The 16363-nt window shown below is 67.0% G+C and carries 15 protein-coding genes and 1 other RNA gene; 5 read left to right on the top strand and 11 right to left on the bottom strand.

What is annotated here, in order from left to right; translation table 11 throughout:
* Window positions 1-3: 3 nt before the first annotated feature.
* The 6 genes from A1351_RS12785 to rnpB all read right to left on the bottom strand — a co-directional run bounded on the left by A1351_RS12785 (window position 4) and on the right by rnpB (window position 6950).
* Window positions 4-1422: a UDP-N-acetylmuramoylalanyl-D-glutamyl-2,6-diaminopimelate--D-alanyl-D-alanine ligase gene (locus A1351_RS12785; RefSeq protein WP_064033160.1), complete on the bottom strand. Its 1419-nt coding sequence runs from the start codon at window positions 1420-1422 to the stop codon at window positions 4-6.
* Window positions 1423-2871 (bottom strand): UDP-N-acetylmuramoyl-L-alanyl-D-glutamate--2,6-diaminopimelate ligase, encoded by a 1449-nt coding sequence (locus A1351_RS12780; RefSeq protein WP_064033159.1) that lies wholly within the window; start codon window positions 2869-2871, stop codon window positions 1423-1425.
* Complete coding sequence (locus tag A1351_RS12775; RefSeq protein WP_157096297.1) at window positions 2871-4640, bottom strand: penicillin-binding protein 2; 1770 nt, start codon at window positions 4638-4640, stop codon at window positions 2871-2873. The genes A1351_RS12780 and A1351_RS12775 overlap by 1 nt, the downstream gene beginning before the upstream one ends.
* Window positions 4637-5023, bottom strand: coding sequence for a hypothetical protein (locus A1351_RS12770; protein ID WP_024879428.1), 387 nt, complete (start codon window positions 5021-5023; stop codon window positions 4637-4639). Before A1351_RS12770 ends, A1351_RS12775 begins: the two co-directional genes overlap by 4 nt.
* Window positions 5023-6033, bottom strand: coding sequence for a 16S rRNA (cytosine(1402)-N(4))-methyltransferase RsmH (rsmH, locus tag A1351_RS12765; protein WP_024879427.1), 1011 nt, complete (start codon window positions 6031-6033; stop codon window positions 5023-5025). The genes A1351_RS12770 and rsmH overlap by 1 nt, the downstream gene beginning before the upstream one ends.
* Before the next feature lie 524 nt (window positions 6034-6557).
* Window positions 6558-6950, bottom strand: an RNA gene (rnpB, locus tag A1351_RS12755) — RNase P RNA component class A.
* 292 nt (window positions 6951-7242) lie between these two features.
* Between rnpB and A1351_RS12750 the strand changes: the two genes are divergently transcribed.
* Window positions 7243-8439 carry a beta-ketoacyl synthase gene (locus A1351_RS12750; protein WP_256388644.1) on the top strand — a complete coding sequence of 399 codons (1197 nt, stop codon included), beginning with the start codon at window positions 7243-7245 and terminating at the stop codon, window positions 8437-8439.
* Window positions 8440-8466: 27 nt separating this feature from the next.
* Here A1351_RS12750 and A1351_RS12745 read toward each other — a convergent pair whose 3' ends face one another.
* The gene (locus tag A1351_RS12745; RefSeq protein ID WP_083967311.1) at window positions 8467-9387 is read right to left on the bottom strand and encodes an alpha/beta fold hydrolase; all 921 of its coding nucleotides are present in this window, start codon (window positions 9385-9387) and stop codon (window positions 8467-8469) included.
* Window positions 9388-9481: 94 nt separating this feature from the next.
* On the opposite strand from A1351_RS12745, the gene A1351_RS12740 reads away from it, so the two are divergent.
* Window positions 9482-10381, top strand: a complete 900-nt coding sequence (locus A1351_RS12740) for a LysR family transcriptional regulator (RefSeq protein ID WP_024879423.1) — start codon at window positions 9482-9484, stop codon at window positions 10379-10381.
* Here A1351_RS12740 and A1351_RS12735 read toward each other — a convergent pair whose 3' ends face one another.
* Window positions 10382-11125, bottom strand: a complete 744-nt coding sequence (locus A1351_RS12735; protein ID WP_024879422.1) for a hypothetical protein — start codon at window positions 11123-11125, stop codon at window positions 10382-10384.
* Between the two features lie 189 nt (window positions 11126-11314).
* Window positions 11315-11812: a hypothetical protein gene (locus tag A1351_RS12730; protein WP_245267255.1), complete on the bottom strand. Its 498-nt coding sequence runs from the start codon at window positions 11810-11812 to the stop codon at window positions 11315-11317.
* Between the two features lie 85 nt (window positions 11813-11897).
* Here A1351_RS12730 and A1351_RS12725 point away from each other — a divergent pair, with 85 nt between their 5' ends.
* Together A1351_RS12725 and A1351_RS12720 are read left to right on the top strand one after the other, a co-directional pair.
* On the top strand, window positions 11898-12296 hold the full coding sequence (locus A1351_RS12725) for a carboxymuconolactone decarboxylase family protein (protein ID WP_024879420.1): 399 nt from the start codon (window positions 11898-11900) through the stop codon (window positions 12294-12296).
* 213 nt (window positions 12297-12509) lie between these two features.
* A complete protein-coding gene (locus tag A1351_RS12720; protein WP_024879419.1) occupies window positions 12510-12845 on the top strand; it encodes a hypothetical protein in 336 nt (111 codons plus the stop codon).
* A gap of 29 nt (window positions 12846-12874) precedes the next feature.
* Here A1351_RS12720 and A1351_RS12715 read toward each other — a convergent pair whose 3' ends face one another.
* Entirely contained in the window at window positions 12875-13399 is a 525-nt protein-coding gene (locus A1351_RS12715) for a CreA family protein (RefSeq protein ID WP_026598146.1), read from the bottom strand.
* A 242-nt stretch (window positions 13400-13641) separates the two neighbouring features.
* Between A1351_RS12715 and A1351_RS12710 the strand changes: the two genes are divergently transcribed.
* A complete protein-coding gene (locus A1351_RS12710; RefSeq protein ID WP_245291650.1) occupies window positions 13642-14697 on the top strand; it encodes a DUF2865 domain-containing protein in 1056 nt (351 codons plus the stop codon).
* Here A1351_RS12710 and A1351_RS12705 read toward each other — a convergent pair.
* Window positions 14678-16237: a hypothetical protein gene (locus A1351_RS12705; protein WP_157096296.1), complete on the bottom strand. Its 1560-nt coding sequence runs from the start codon at window positions 16235-16237 to the stop codon at window positions 14678-14680. The two genes, A1351_RS12710 and A1351_RS12705, sit on opposite strands and share 20 nt — an antisense overlap.
* Window positions 16238-16363 lie beyond the last annotated feature (126 nt).

The raw sequence follows: 16363 nt of genomic DNA, 5'->3' as shown, positions 1-16363 counted from the left end.
CCTTTACGAGGCCGCTTCGGTTTCGGCCGGGAATTTCGTTCTGATCGCCTCGACGATGCGCGCCATGCGCGAGCCGTTCGAGCCCTTGATCATGACCACATCGCCCGGCGCCAGCGCCGAGAGAACCGCTTCCTCGAGCTCGGCGGCGTTGGCGCGATGCGCGCCGCGCATAGACTCGGGCGCGGCGTAGAAGAGCCGCGCCATCAGCGGGCCGGCGGTGAAGAGGAGATCGACGCCAGCAGCCTCGAGGTCTTTGGCGAGTCCCGCGTGCAATTCGCCGGCGCTCGGCCCGAGCTCCAGCATGTCGCCGAGCACGGCGATGCGTCGCCGCGCGCTCTTCTCCGCGCCGATGAGATCGAAAGCCGCGCGCATGGAGGTGGGATTGGCGTTGTAGCTCTCGTCGATGAGCGTGAGGGCGCCGCCGCCGATCGCGAGCGTCTCGCGACGGCCGCGGCCCTTGGGCGGGGCGAAATCGGCGAGCATCTCCGCCGCCTCGGCGAGATCTATGCCGAAGACATGGGCGATGGTCAGCACGGCGAGCGAATTGACTGCGAAATGCTTGCCCGGCGCGCCGATGCGATAACGCAGGCGGCGGCCGAAAATCTCCGCCTCGGCGACTTGGCTCTCGCCATCATAGGAGAGCAGCCGCGCCTGCGCGGCCTCGCTCTCGCCGAAGGAGAAGACATGCGCGGCTCTGGAGGCGGCGGCGCCTTCCAGCAGCGTCTCATAAGTCTCGTCGTCGCGATTGATGATGGCGACGCCGCCTTCGACGAGGCCGGAAAAAACCTCCGCCTTGGCCGCCGCTATGGCCTCGAGCGAGTCGAAATGCTCGAGATGCACGGGCGCGACGCGTGTCACCACGGCGACATGCGGCTCGACGAAGCGCACGAGCGACGCGATCTCGCCCGCGTGATTCATGCCAATCTCGAACAGGCCGTAGCGCGCCGAGGCGGGCATGCGCGACAGCGACAGCGGCACGCCCCATTGGTTGTTGTAGGAGGCGGCGGAGGCATGCGTCTCGCCGAAGCGCGAGAACACTGTCTTCGCCATGTCTTTGGTCGAGGTCTTGCCGACCGAGCCGGTGATCGCCGCAATATAGGCCGGCGAGCGCTCACGCGCGCGGGCGCCGAGGAACTCGAGCGACTCCTGCACGTCGCGCACGACATAGAGCGGCGAGAGGTCACGAAACGCGCCAGCGTGCGCGTCGTCGATCACCGCGCCCGCGGCGCCGCGCTCGAACGCCATGCGCACGAAATCATGACCGTCGCGCGCCTCGCCCTTTATGGCGAAGAAGAGATCGCCCGGCGCCAGCGTGCGCGTGTCGATGGAGACGCCTGTGACGTCGCGCGGCAAGCCGCCGCTGATGCGCGCGCGCAATGCGCCGATCAGCCCCAGTCCGGTCCATAGCGCTTGCTGTTTCATTCAAGTCCCACCCTGCAAGGCCGCTTCGACCGCCGCCCGGTCGGAGAATGGCAGGACCTGATCGCCGACGATCTGGCCCGTTTCATGGCCCTTTCCGGCGACCACCAGCGCGTCGCCCTCGCGTAGCCAGGAGACCGCCGCGCGGATCGCCGCGGCGCGGTCGCCGATCTCATGAATCTCCGCGCCCTTCGCGCCGCGCGCCGCCTCCAATATAGCGGCGCGGATCGAGGCCGGCTCCTCGCTGCGCGGATTATCGTCGGTGACGATGACGACATCCGCCGCGCGCGCCGCGATCTCGCCCATCAATGGACGCTTGCCTCTGTCGCGATCGCCGCCGGCGCCGAAAACGACGACGAGCCGTCCTTTCGCCAGAGGGCGCACGGCGGCCAGCACCTTGTCCAGCGCATCGGGCTTATGCGCGTAATCGACGAAGACGGGCGCGCCGTCGCGCGCGCCGATGAATTCCAGCCGTCCGGGCGCGCCGCGCAATTTCTCGAGCGCCGCGAAAACCTGCGCCGGCGTCGCGCCGCAGGCGATCGCCATTCCGGCGGCGACCAGCGCATTGGAAATTTGAAACGCGCCGGCGAGCGGCAGGGCGACGGCGAAAGTCTCGTCGCCGCAGCGCAGCCGCAAGCGCGAGCCGAGCGCCTGCGCATCCGCCTCGAGCAGCGCAATGGCGCGGCCCTTCTCGCCGACGTCGAAGATCGTCAGCCCGCGCTTCTCGCAAATGTCGATCACGCGCGCGGCGACGGAGCTGTCGGCGTCGATCACCACCGTCTGGCCGGGCGCGAGCAGCGTGTCGAAGAGGCGCATCTTCGCCTCGAAATACTCCTCGAGATCGCGATGATGATCGAGATGGTCGCGCGAGAAATTGGTGAAGGCGCCGACCGTCAGCCGCACGCCGTCGAGGCGGCGCTGGTCTATGCCGAGCGAGGACGCCTCCATGGCGAGATGGGTGACGCCGCGCGCGGCCAGCGCGTCGAGCGACTGATGCAGCGCCACAGGTCCCGGCGTCGTCAGCGAGCCGTAATGCGCGCCGTTTTTATCGACAATTCCGATCGTGCCGAGCGAGGCCGCGTCGCGTCCGAGCGTCAGCCAGATCTGGCGCAGGAAATCGACGACCGAGCTTTTGCCGCTGGTGCCCGTCACCGCGGCGACGATCTGCGGCTGACGCGCAAAAAATCGCGCCGCCGCATGAGCGAGCGCCGCGCGCACATCCGCGACGACGAGTAACGGCAGCCCGACCTCGGCCGCGTGCGGCGCGACGACCACGCGCGCCCCACGCGCGCGCGCATCGGCGGCGTAAGCGAGGCCGTCGCCGGCATGACCCGGCACGGCGAAGAAAGCATAGCCTTCGCGCACGTCGCGGCTGTCGGCCGTGACGCCGACGATATCGAGATCGCCGCAGCCCGCCGCCGTCGCTTCATCGAGAAGGTCGGAAAATCGCATCAATGCCCTCCCCCGCCGGGAACAGCGGGATTATTGGCCATGCCATAGCCGAGCTTGGCGAGCAGCGGGAAAGGCTGCGTCGGCAATTCGAAGCGCGGCGGCAGGCCGAGCAGCGGGCCGACGCGCTCGATGATCTGGCCCGTCACCTGGCCCGAGTTATAGGCGGCCGTGGCGTAGCCTCCGGTCTCCGGCAGGCCCTGCGGCTCGTCCATAATGGTGAGGAAGAGATACTTCGGTTTGTCCGCCGGCGCCACCGCCATGAAAGTGGTGAAGAGGCGGGTCTTGGAATAATGGCCGCCGATCACCTTTTCCGCGGTTCCGGTCTTGCCGCCGACGAAATAGCCGTTGATGTTGACCTTCCTGGCGGAGCCGATCTCGGCGTTGAGCCGCATGAGATAGCGCATGGACTCGCTGGTCTCCGGCCTGATCACCTGCACGGCGCTCTTCTTCGCCTCCTCCTCGTTGCGCTTGAGGAAAGTGGGCGCCATCAGATAGCCGCCGTTCATCAGCGCGCCGACAGCCATCATCGCCTGCAGCGGTGCGACGGCGAGACCATGGCCGAAGGCGATGGTCATGGTGTTCAGCTCACCCCAATTCTTCGGCACGATCGGCTCGGCGCTCTCTGGCAATTCTGTGCGCATGCGCGTGAGCTGGCCCATCTTGCGCAAAAACGCCTTGTGCCGCTCGACGCCCTGGCCGAGCGCCATGCGCGCCGTTCCGATGTTGGAGGAATGGGTGAACACTTCCGGCAGGGTGAGCACGCGATTGGTCGCGTGATAATCGTGAATGCGGAAATGGCCGAAATTGAGCGTGCCGCGCGCGTCGAGCCGCGAGTTGAGATTGACCTTGCCGGAGTCGAGCGCCATGGCGATGGTCAGCGCCTTGAAGGTGGAGCCCATCTCATAGACGCCGACATTCATGCGATTGATGATCGTCGGATCGCGCATGTCGCCGGGCTTGTTGGGATCATAATCCGGCAGCGAGGCGAGCGCGATGATCTCGCCGGTGTTGACGTCCATGATCGCGGCGGCGCCGGCCTTGGCCTTGAAATGCGCGACGCCCTTTTCCAGCTCGTCGCGAATGGCGTGCGTCGCCTTTATGTCGATCGACAGCGAGATGGGCTTCAGCTCTTCCGGCGTCAGGCTGAAGCCGGCGTCGTGAAGATCGGCGAGGCCTTGCCCGTCGATATATTTCTCGATTCCGGCGATGCCGGCGTTGTCGATATTGACATAGCCGAGCACATGCGCCGCCGCCGGCCCATTGGGATAGACGCGCTTATTCTCGGGCGCGAGGCCGACGCCCGGCAAGCCGAGATGAAACACCTCGTCGCGCTGCTTGGGCGTCACCTCGCGCTTCACCCAGACGAAGCCCTTGCGCGAGGCGAGACGCTCGCGCAATTCGCGCGAGTCGACATTGGGCAGCACCGCGGTCAGCAGCTCCGTCGCCTCGTCCTTGTCGATGAGCCGGCGCGGCTCGGCGAAGACCGACATGGTCTTCACATCGGTCGCGAGTATCTCGCCATTGCGATCGAGCACGTCGGGACGCGATGCGGCGATGGGCTCGCCGGAGGCGCGGCGCATCGTCGTCGGATCAGGCTTGAAGCCGATGGCGACGAGACGCGCGCCAATGCCGACATAAAGGCAACAAAAGCCCACGGCGACGAGGCGCATGCGCGCGCCTGTCTTGCCGAGCGAGGTGGTGAACAGCCCGTCGAGCGGCCCGCGCAGGCCTCGCTTCACGGCTTTCGTCACAGTTTCGGCGGTCGTCATCGCGGCTTTCCTTTCGGCGTCGTCGGCGCCTCGCTCGCGGCCGGAGTCGTCGCGGCGCCGCCGAGGCCGAGCGCATCCAGCTTGCGGCCGATCGAGTCGATGCGCTCGGGCTTTTCCGGCAGCGATTGCGCCGTGGCGATCTGCGTCACGGCGACCGGCTTCAGATCGAGATATTTGTCGGCGAGATCCTGCACGCGCTCGGGCCGCGTCATGAAGGCCCATTCGGCGCGCAGCACGGCGATGGCGTCGCGCTCGCTTTTCGCCTCGCGCTTCATCTTGTTGATCTGCTCGGCGCGCAGCATGGTCTGATATTTGATCGAATAGGCGTAGAAGCCCGAGCCGATCAGCGCGAGAATGGCGACGACATTGAGAATGCGCAGCATCAGCGTCTTCCTTTCACGCGTTCCGGCAGGCGGGCGAGACGCGCCAGAGACTCGTCGATCGCGCGCGCCGGCGCGTCCGTTCGCGTCGCAAAGCGCAGCTTGGCGGAGCGCGCGCGCGGATTTGCGGCGATTTCGCGGTCCGAAGGCGTCACCGGCTGGCGCCCTTCGCTGATGAAGGTCCGCGGCGGCGGAACCGGCTCGCCAGGCAGGAGCCGCGAGCGCGTCTCGCCGCGGCCGGAGCGTTCGCCTAAGAATTGCTTGACGATGCGATCCTCGAGCGAGTGAAACGTCACCACGGCGAGCCGACCGCCCGGCTTCAGCGCCCGCTCGGCGGCGCCCAGCGCGGCGACCAATTCGCCCAGCTCGTCATTGACGGCGATGCGCAGCGCCTGAAAGCTCCTCGTCGCCGGGTGAATATCGCCCGGCTTTCCGGGCGCGGCGCGCTCGATGATCTGCGCCAGCGCGCGCGTCGTCTCTATGCGGCCGGCCTCGCGCGCATTGACGATGGCGCGGGCGATGCGGCGCGAGGCGCGCTCCTCGCCATAGTGATACAGAATATCGGCGAGCGCCTCTTCCTCGGCATCCGCGATAATGTCGGCGGCGCTCGGTCCGCGGCCTTCCATGCGCATGTCGAGCGGGCCGTCATTGCGGAAGGAGAAGCCGCGCGCCGCCTCGTCGAACTGCATGGAGGAGACGCCGATATCGGCGACGATTCCGTCGAGCGGCGCCAGCCCCGCGCGCTCGGCGACCTGCGCCAGCTCGGAGAAGCGCGCCTCCACCAGAGTCAGCCGTCCGCCCGCCTCCTCCACCAGCGCATAGCCGCCCCTTATGGCGTTCGGATCGCGGTCGAGCGCCAGCACGCGTGTGCCCTCATGCGCCAGCAAGGCGCGCGTGTAGCCGCCAGCGCCGAAGGTGGCGTCCAGATAGACGCCGCCCGCCTGTGGCGCGAGGGCGGCGACCGCCTCCTCGAGCAGCACGGGAACATGCCGCTCAGCGCCGCTCGCCGTCATCTCTCCTCCGATCCGAAAATGTCGCCGCAGGGCCGGTCCGCGCCCGTCGGACGCGCCCTCCAGGGCGGATATTTGGCGTCGACGCGGCCGTCCGCCGAGCCCGCGCGCAGACGCGAAAGCGCCGACGCGCGCGAGGCGCGGGCGCGACTTTTCCCGGAGAGACGTGTCATCGCTCTGAACAACAACGCATATCATGAAAGACCACGGGCGACGGAGCGGCGCGGGCGGCGCGGCGCTTGCGATTATTAGCCGTCGTCAGGGTTAAGAGAGCGTTGACGCGGGCGCGAGCCGCGCATTTCGCGTTAGCCATCGGGGGGCGTGGCGGTAGGCCGTAGCAAATTCCACAGGCGCCGTATCTACCCTCCCCTTTAGGGGGAGGGTCGGACCGCGCAGCGGTCCGGGGTGGGGTTCGACAGCAAAGACTTGGGGCGTTCACCCCCTCCCGAGCGCATTCGCGCTCGACCTCCCCGCTCGAGGGGGAGGTAGAAGCGCCTCTTCCGGCGCTCCTACCGCTCACCCAAAAAATCGCCAGTCGGCCTATAAGCCGGGTTCTGTATGGCGCGGTCGGGTCGCCCCTTCCACGCGCGATGGCCATTCCTCTGGGACGACGCTTGCGCGCCGCCTCTAGCAACCAACCCGGGCGACGACCCGGAGACGGGCCAGGAAATATCGCTATTTCCAGTCGCCCCTATTCGGTCTTGCTCCCGGCGGGGCTTGCCATGCCTCGAACGTCGCCGCCCGAGCGGTGCGCTCTTACCGCACCCTTTCACCCTTACCGCGAGCCCGAAGGCCGCGGCGGTTTGCTTTCTGTGGCGCTTTCCCTGGGGTCGCCCCCGCCGGACATTATCCGGCGCCGTGTCTCCGTGGAGCCCGGACTTTCCTCTATCCCGAAGGACAGCGGCCATCCAGCCGACTGGCTGATGAGCCAATAGGCAGACCGGCGCGGAAGGTCAAGACGCCGCAAAAACCAGCGGCCGCGGCTGCGCAGAGCCGCACGTCTCAGTAGAACAACTTATGAATCAGTCGAGTAGAGACCGCTGCGGCGCCGCGCCGCGCGCCTTTTCGGGGAAAAGCGAGGACCTCTGCTTGCGCGCGAGGCGATCGTGACGGCAAAAAGGATTAACGTCTGGTCCCGTCGGACTGGAGACGGCGGCAACGGAGCGAATTTCTACTTTGGCGACAGCGGTGAAATCGAACGAGAGACGGGTTGTGATCTCGGGCATGGGCGCGGTTTCGGCCGCCGGCGTCGGGGCGCAGCCACTTTGGGAGGCGGCGCGCGACGGCCAATGTCAGGTCCGCCCGCTGAAGCTCGAGCGACCCTATGGCGGCCGCATCAAGATCGCCGCGCAGCCGCAGAACTTCGATCCGCTCGCCTATCTCGAGCCCGAGATTCTTCCCTATTGCGACCCTTTCACCCAATACGCCATCGTCGCCGCCGACGAGGCCATGGCGCAGGCGGGCTTTGCGCGCAAGGATATCGCCGGGCCGCGCACGGCGGTCGTCATCGGCTCCGGCATAGGCGGCTCCAAGACCATCGATGACGAGGCGCATAAGGAATACAACACGCGCGAGCGCGCCGATCCGCTGACCGTGCCGCGCCTCATCCCCAGCGCCGCGCCCACCATGCTGGGCATGCGCTTTTCCTGCAATGGGCCGACATTCGCCATCGCCAGCGCCTGCTCCTCAGCGAGCCAGGCGATCGGCGTCGGACTGGAGATGATCCGCTCCGGCACGGCCGATCGCGCCATCGTCGGCGGGGCGGAGGCGGCCGTCATCAATGGCTCGCTGCGCTCCTGGGAGGCGCTGCGCGTGCTGACGCCGGATTTCTGCCGGCCCTTCTCGGCCGGCCGCAACGGCATAGTGCTCGGCGAGGGCGCCGCGATCTTCGTGCTGGAGACGGAGGAGCTCGCGCACTCCCGCGGCCATGCGCCGCTCTGCGAGCTCGCAGGCTATGGCACGTCGAGCGACGCTTTCGATCCGCTGCGGCCCAATGTCGAAGGCCCCTCCTCCGCCATGCGGCAGGCGCTGGAGAGCGCCGGCCTCACGCCCGACGATATCGATTATCTCAACGCCCATGGCACCGGCACTTACGCCAATGACATCACCGAGTCGGAGGCGATCCTGCGCGTCTTCGGCGAGCGCGGCGCGCGTCTGCCGGTCTCCTCGACCAAGCCGATCCACGGCCATGCGCTGGGCTCCTCCGGCGCGCTCGAGCTCGCCATCACGATAAACGCCCTGCGCGAGCAGCTCGCCCCGCCGACGATCCATTTCAAGGCGCCGGACCCCAAATGCCCGGTGGACCCCGTGCCGCACGAGGCGCGCCGCGTGCCGATCCGCGCGGCCATGTCCAATTCCTTCGCCTTTGGGGGCATCAACGCCGTGCTGGTGGTGCGGCGGGCGCGATAGAGCCGGCGTCTCGCGCCATCTCACGCGTCACGCGAGAAATCGCTCGACTTCCCGAAAAAACGTCTCCGGCGCCTCGTCGGGGACGAAATGGCCGCTCTCCTCGACGACAATAGAGGAAAGCGCTCGCGTCCGCGGCGCCAGCGCTTCGGCGAGTCGCGGCCCGACGCCATGTCGCCCGGCGATGGCGAGCACCGGCATGTCGAGCCTACGATCCGAAAGGCTCGCCACGAGACGCGCATCCTCGGGCAGCGCGCGATAATAGTCGAAGCCCGCGGCCATGCCGCCCGGCCTCGCATAATGGCGCGCGAATTCGTCGATCGCCGCCGCGCCGACCGCGTCCTTGCGATGCGACCAGGCGCGAATTTGCGCGGCGATATAATCCCTCTCGCGTCCGCGCGTCAGCAGCTCGGGAATGTCGCGCGCCATGTGAAAACCGTAGTGCCAGGCGCCGCCGCGCCGCGCGTCCATATTCTCGGTTCCCGGAACGAGGCAGTCGACGAGGACGAGCCGCTCCACTTTCTCCGCATGAAGCAGCGCGAGCATGAAGGCCGCCTTGCCGCCCATGTCATGGCCGATCACATGCGCCCTCCCGCCCGCCACGCGATCGATGAGAGCGACGATATCCCCGGCGACAGCGCGCTTGTCATAGGACTGCGCGGGCTCGGAGAGGCCGAGGCCGCGAAGATCCGGCGCGACGACGGTGAAGCGAGGCGCCAGTCGCTCCATCGTCGCGCGCCAGGCGAACCATGTCTGCGGCCAGCCGTGCAGCAGCACGACCGTCGGCCCCGCGCCCAATGTGACGAAATGCAGCCGCGCGCCGTCGAGCGCGAGCCAACGGCTCTCCGCCCCCTGCGGCAAAAGTCGCGCCTCTTCGGCATGCGCCCCCGCGAATCCCTGCGTCGCGACGGCTCCAGCGGCGGCCAGAAACGCCCGCCTGTCGATCGTCATCCTCTCCTCCTTCGAAAGCTTCGCGAGAGTTGCCGATCGTCGCTCATGCGTCTATCGAATAGGCGGATCGAATTATTATAACCAAATGTTATGCATGGACCTCGCCGCCGCCCTTCGCGCTTTCATCCGCATCGTCGAGCGCGGCTCGATGACCGCCGCGGCCGCCGACCTCGGCGTGTCGCAGCCTGCCGTCAGCAAGATGCTGCGCAATCTCGAAGCGCATGCCGGCGCGCGCCTGCTGGAGCGCGGCCCGCGCGCGCTACGTCCCACGGCGCGAGGCCTCGCGCTCTATGAGGCCGCCGGCGGCCCGCTCGCGGCGATAGACGCCGCGCTGGAAAGTCTTCGCGGCGACGGCGCGGCGATCGCCGGCGAGTTGCGCCTGCATGGCCCGAGCTGTATCGGCGAAAGGCATTTGTTTCGCATCGCGATGGCGTTTCAGGACGCGCATCCTTCCGTCGCCGTCGCTCTGTCGCTCGAAAATCGTCCGGTCGATCTCATTTTCGAGAATATCGACCTCGCGCTGCGCATGGGCCGGCCGAGAGAACAATCACTGATTCAAAAGCGCATCGGCTTCAGCCGGCGCATCCTCGTCGCCGCGCCCGCCTATCTCTCGCGCGCGGCGCCTCTACGCACGCCCGCCGATCTCGCCGCGCATGATCTTCTCGTCACCGACGCGTCGTTGCACAATGGCGCGCTGCGTCTGCGCAAGGGCGACAGCGCGGAAGACATAGCCGTTCGGCCGAAGCTCACGACCAATAGCGCGCAGGTTCTCCTCGAGGCGCTGCGCGCCGGCCGCGGCGTCGCCACCACGCAGCTCCTGCTCGTCGCCGAAGAGCTGCGCAGCGGCGCATTGACCCGCGCATTGCCCGATCATGAGATCGAGCCGAGCGAATTCTTCCTCGTCTATCCTTCGACGAAATTCCTGCGACCCGCGGTGCGCGCCTTCGTGGATTTCGCCACGCCGGCGCTACGCCGCATCGAAGGGATATTCTAATTACAAAGAATAGCCCGTGATGGCGGAAGCGAACCACAGCCATGGATCCGCGCCGGAGAGGCTGACGAAAATCAGAGCCGCCGCCGCGAGCTGAACGCCGATGGCGACCAGCGCCGCGCGCGACAATTTTCCGGCGCCGTCGTCGAGACGGCTCGCCCCGACATAGAGCAGAAGCGAGATCAGCAGCGATCCATAAGTCACCGCCGGTCCGCCCGGAATGACGAAGCGCAGCGCACGCGCCGTCGCCGGAGCGATGAAGGTGAAGAAGCTCGCCAGCTGAAAATGGCGGTGCCACTCGGGACGACGTACAGTGACGAAAGCGCCTATGCCGAAGAAGGCGACCTCGGTGATCACCCAGAAGGGATAGGCGAGGCCGATCAAAGGCGCCGTTCCCGCGACCTTGGGGTCCGCGGCGGCGACGCGCGCCACCGCGGTGACGATCGACAATGCGATGACGAGGCCGAAGAGAACCGCGCCGATCACGCCCACAGTGCGGTGATTCTTCAGCGCGCCGCGGCTCGCGGCGACATATTGATAGATGAAGACGGCGAGCCAGGCCGTCGTCGTCACGCCATGCGCGAGAACGAGCAGGGTCAGCGGCTTTCCAGCGCCGAAGACCGGCTTCAGATAGAAGGTCGGCGCAAAGCCGACGAGCAGCAGCAGGACTGCGAGCCCAACGAACCAGCCCTGTTTCGGCAGATGAATTTTGGACGCGACGGGTAGGCTATCGACGGCTTCGCTCATGGGAACGACCTTTGGCGTGAGAAGGTGGATAGCGCCGCGCTCAGAAGGCCGGCGAAGCGCATAGCCGATCCATATTCATATAAAGTCGATCGATTATAACTATTTTATGAGCGCTGTCGAGACAGCCCGGCCCGCGGGTGGCGCATCAGGACGAGATCGACGGCGGCGCAGGAAAGCGCCGCGCCGCCGTCACCTCTTCTTGCAGGCGTCGACGAATTTGCCGATCTTTGCCCATGCGCCTTTCAGCGGCGCGGATTGTTTCGAGCCGCCGATCGTCACGACGAGCGTCTCGCCGCGCGCCATGGCGGCGAAGATCGGATCATCGGCGGCGACCCGCCCTTCGAAGCTCGGAACGCCCGCCTCCTCATTCGGCACGAGCTTTCCCGCGACCTTCGTCTGCGCGTCGCCGACCGCCAAAATCGCCGTCGCGGCCTTGCCGGCCTTCTGCTTGCCGTCGGTTTCGGAGATGAACAGCGTCGTCGCGCCGCTATGGGCGTCGCAATGAAAGCCGCCGAGGGAATCGTCCGTTTCGGGAACGCCATAGTTGAGAAAGGCCATCGGCGGCTTCGCCTCGTCGAGAGAGAAGCTCCATATGCGCCCTTGCTGCGCCGCCGCCGGCGACGCAATCCCCAAAAGCGCGACGATGAGCGCCGCGGGCGCCCTGCGAGCCAATACGCCGATCGACATCTTCCTCTCCATCTCGAGACATGCGCGCCGCGCACGCCGCCGCTATGATAGGCCGAAGGCGAATGTGAGAGGAAGCGAGGGAACAATGGCCACTGTGAAGCTGCTCGGCGACGATGAGCTCTCGGACGAAGCCCGCGCGGTCTTCGACGATATTCGCGCGACGCGCAAAAGCGATTTCGTCAATAATTTCTGGCGCGCCCTCGCGCATGATCCGGTGACGCTGAAACGCACATGGGAGAGCATAAAGGCGGTGATGGGACCGGGCGTCCTGGACCCGAAGGTGAAGGAGATGATCTATATCGCCGTCTCCATCGCGCATGGTTGCAGCTATTGCATCCACTCCCACACGGCGAGCGCGCGCGCCAAGGGCATGACCGAGGCGGAGTTCAACGAGCTCTTGGCGATCGTCGGCATGGCTTCGGAAACCAACCGTCTCGTCACCGCGCTCGGCGTGGAGGTGGATGCGGAATACGATATTCGCTGAACGGCGACGCCCACGCCCCCGGGCTCCGAGAGTCCGGGTCGGCAAAACCTTCGCGCCAGCGTCTTGCCCGCGCTCGTCGTGGCGTGAATGGCCCGCCCTCGACGTCTCTTACGCAAATCGGCGCGAACTTAACCGCGCCTTAACCGCGATCGCATATACCAGGAGCCGGCGCGGTGAGGCGAATGAGCGTCCCCGCGCGAGGCGTGCCCCCCGATGCTCTCCACCGAATTTCAGCGTCTCGTTCTCCCGCGTCTCGCCTTTCCGCTGCTGGGCGGATTGCTGCTCGCGGCGGCCCAGGGCGGCGCCCGCGCCGCCGAGGCGCCGAAGAATGTCTATTTGATTTCCGGCCACGAAGGCTATGGCGTCGTCGAATGCATCACGCAGAAGAAAGATTGCGGGAAGATCGTCGCCGACAGCTGGTGCGAGTCGCATGGCCACGGCCCCGCGGTGGCCTTCGGCCGCGCCGACGATGTGACCTCGGCGATCGGCCCGGCCTCGGCGCGCAAGCCCTTGACGGCGGAAGCCGCCGTCGTTTCCTGCAGCGAATGAGCGTGGGCGGGCGCAGGCCCGCCGCTGCGTCATTTCTTCAAAAACTCGCCGCATTGCTCGACATCGCCGGCGCCCCAGGGCTGGATCGGCACGCCCGAGGTGGAGTTCTCCGGCGAGCCTTCGATCAGCCGGTCGGAATAGGCCATATAGACCAGCGCATTGTGCTTGGCGTCGCAGCCGCGGACGATATGCAGGCGCTTCCACAGCGCCGAGCGGCGCTCGCTGAACACTTCGTCGCCCTGACCGAATTTGTCCTTGAATTTCACCGGCCCATATTGACGGCAGGACAGCGACACATCGGAGGTCTGCTCCGCGACGCCGAACATTCCCGCGACGCCGCCCTTCTCATGCACGGTGTAATAGCAGGCCACCCCGTCTATATCGGGATCGTCGAGCACATAGGTCGCCAATTTGTCGTTAGGCGTCAGCAGCTTGAAGTCGGTGGATTTGCGAAAGATCAGATCCGGCCCGTCGGCCCGGGCGGGCGCTGCGCCCGCGGCGGCGAAGAGCCCCGAGGCGATGAGAGCGGACAGGACGAATTTGGACGGCTTCATAACTGCGTTCCTCCAGAGCGCCAGGAAATTCCCTCGACAAATGTCGTGACGCGCCTTGTTCGCGACAAGAAGCTCGCGACAATCGCGCGCCGATTGATCGGACGGATGATATGGCCGATATGGTCTCGAGCTCGACGGTTTCGGATTCGCCGGCCCGCGGCGCCTCGCCTTTCGAATCGCGAAATATAGGACCAATGTCGGCGAAACATATCATTCGGAAGACGCTTTCCCGAAAGGGGCCGTTGCGACGCCTCGCGGGCGCGCTCGTTCTGGCCGCCGCCGCTCTGCTCTCCGCGCAGGCGATGGCGCAATCGGCCTATTGCGACAATCTGCGGGCGCAGATCGCCGCCGCCGGCAATAATAGCGGCTCCGCCCGCTATCGCGCCGCCGCCGCGACCCAGCAGAAGGAGATCGACCGCACGGTCGCCTATGGGCGTTCCATCGGCTGCGACCGGCAGCAGTTCCTCTTCTTCGGCAACGCGCCGCCGGCGCAATGCGGCGCGATCAACGGCCGCATCGCGCAGATGCGCTCCAACCTCGCCTCGCTCCAGCAAAACTCCGGCGACGGCCAGCGCCAGGCGCTGCAGGCGCGCTTCGATCAGCAGTGCCGGCAGCCGCAGCAGCCGGTGCGCGTCGCCTCCCGCCAGCGCAATATTTTCGAGGAGCTGTTCGGCTCGCAGGAGGAGGAGCCGACGCCGGTCCGCGAGCTGCCCCTCAACGGGCAGCAGGAACGCGACGAGGACGACAATGGCGGGCCTGTCGCGCGCGGCGGCTCGCTGGCCGTCTGCGTGCGCGCCTGCGACGGCGGCTTCTTCCCCATCAGCTATTCGGCGCGGCGCGCCAATCTCGCCGATCTCCAGGAATTGTGCCGCGCGCAATGCCCAAATGTGGAAGTAGCGCTCTACACGCGCTCGCCCTCGCGCGACATAGAGACAGCGGTGTCGATGGATGGCGAAGCCTATGGCGACCATCCCAATGCGCTGAAATTCACCAAGAGCTATGATCCGACCTGCTCCTGCCGGCCGCCCGGCCGCAGCTGGGCGGAGACGCTCGCCGAGGCGGAGCGGCTGCTGGCCGAGCGCAATAAGGGCGATCTCGTCGTCTCGGCGGAGAAGGCGGAGGAGATGTCGCGGCCGATCGGCGTGCGCGCCGCGCGCGGCGCCGTCTCGCCCAACCTTCCCGCCACGGAGGCGGCGCAACCGGAGAAGCGCCCGGTCGACGCGCATGAGACGACGCGCGAGATCGTCGGCGCCGATGGCGTCAAGAAGCGCGTCCGCGTCATCGCGCCGACTTTGTGATCTCCATCTCTGGATTCTCGCGCTCATAGAGCGTCCAGGCGAAGCCCGAGAGGCCCGAGGCCGGGAAATATCCGCGGCGCAGGAAGGCCGAGCGGCAATCCTGCGGCCCGGCGGAGCGCCTCTCTGCATGTTCCGCCTGTGAATCGGGCAGATCGACCACCAGCAGAAAGGCCGGCGGCGTCGCGCACCATTCAGCCGGCGAGACCATCGTCGCGACGACGCCCAGCTTGCGAGCGTGATAGGCGACGACCGCCTTCGTCTCGCCGCGCGCGAAATCGACGGCGTAGGGCGCCTCCTTGCGCTCGGCCATGATCTTCACCGCATCGGCGTAATGGCCGCGGCCGTCGCGGTAGAAATCGGCGAGCCGCCCGGCGTCGCCTATGGCGAAGGCGCCGAGCAGGACTGCCGCCGCCCCGCGCCGCAATGCTCCAGCACGATAGAGGGCGGCGCAGCCTTCGGCGGCGAGCAGAGCCAGGCCGATCGCCGCGGTGGCGTGAAAGCGCGGATATTGCTGACTCGGCAGGCCGGCGGCGATATGCAGCAGCGGCAGGCCGAAGACGGCGATGGCCGGGAAAACCCGCCGCTCCGCCGGCAGAACCGCCAGCAGGCCGAGGGCGAGCAGGCCCGCGGCGCCGAGAAGGGCGAAATCATCGACGCCGCGCGGAAATCCCAAGGTCGCCCGCGCCATTCCCGCGACGCCCTCGGCGAAGATCGCCGGGCTCAGCGGAACCATGGCCCCGACCTGAAAATCCGGCGCCAGCGCGCCATAGGCGAAGCAGAACAGAGCCGGAAGGCTGGCGAGCCCGGCGACCGCCCCTATGGCGACCGCCCGGCCGAGAGTGCTGCGGCGAAAGCGCAACATCGCCGTCAGCGCCAGCGCGGCGCTCGCCTCGATCATGGTGAGATGGGAGAAGGTCCCGAAACCGATCGCCGCCGCCAGCGCCAGCAGACGGCGCCAGGAGGCGCCCTCGACCAGAATGGCGTCCACGAGACCATAGGCCAGCAGCACGGCGAGCGTCATGCCGGCATAGCCGCGCGCCTCCGAGCCGTAATGGACAAAGAAATAGGAGGTCGCGAAGACGAAAGCCGCGATGAGGCCGGCGGTCGCGCAATAGCGGCGGCTCGCGGCCGCGGCGGCGGGAATGGCCAGCGTCCCGAACGCGACCGCCGCCAATCGCATCAGCGGAACCGAGGCGTTTGGGCCGATGAGATAGAGCCAGGCGGAATTGGCGACGTGATTATTGTCGTGATGCAGGCCGATGAAGACATCGCCGAAGGAATGCGCCCGCTCGAGCAGGTTCAGCGTCCAGATTTCATCGAGCCAGAGATCGCCCTGCGCGGCGTAGAGGCGCAGCGCCGCGCCGAGCAGGGTAAGGGCGATGAGGGCGTAACGGAAGGCACCGAGGCCCCCTCCCTCACCCTCTACCGCTTCGCGAGAGAGGGGAACGGCGACGTTACGCGAAACGTCGATGACGCGCGGAATCTGCTCCCTCTCCCGCAAAGCGGGGGAGGGTTGGGGAGGGGGCGCGGAGAGATCCACGATGGCTCGCAAAATCGGAAAGTGAGTGTGAGCGTGATGGCTCGCCCTCATTCAACGCAATATCGTCTCTCGGTTTCGGCCGATCAGCGCGGCTATCGCTCCCTCTCCCCGCTCGCGGGGAGAGGG

The organism is Methylosinus sp. R-45379 (assembly GCF_001644125.1).
GTDB lineage: Bacteria > Pseudomonadota > Alphaproteobacteria > Rhizobiales > Beijerinckiaceae > Methylosinus.
This window is presented reverse-complemented; position numbering and strand designations above follow the sequence as displayed.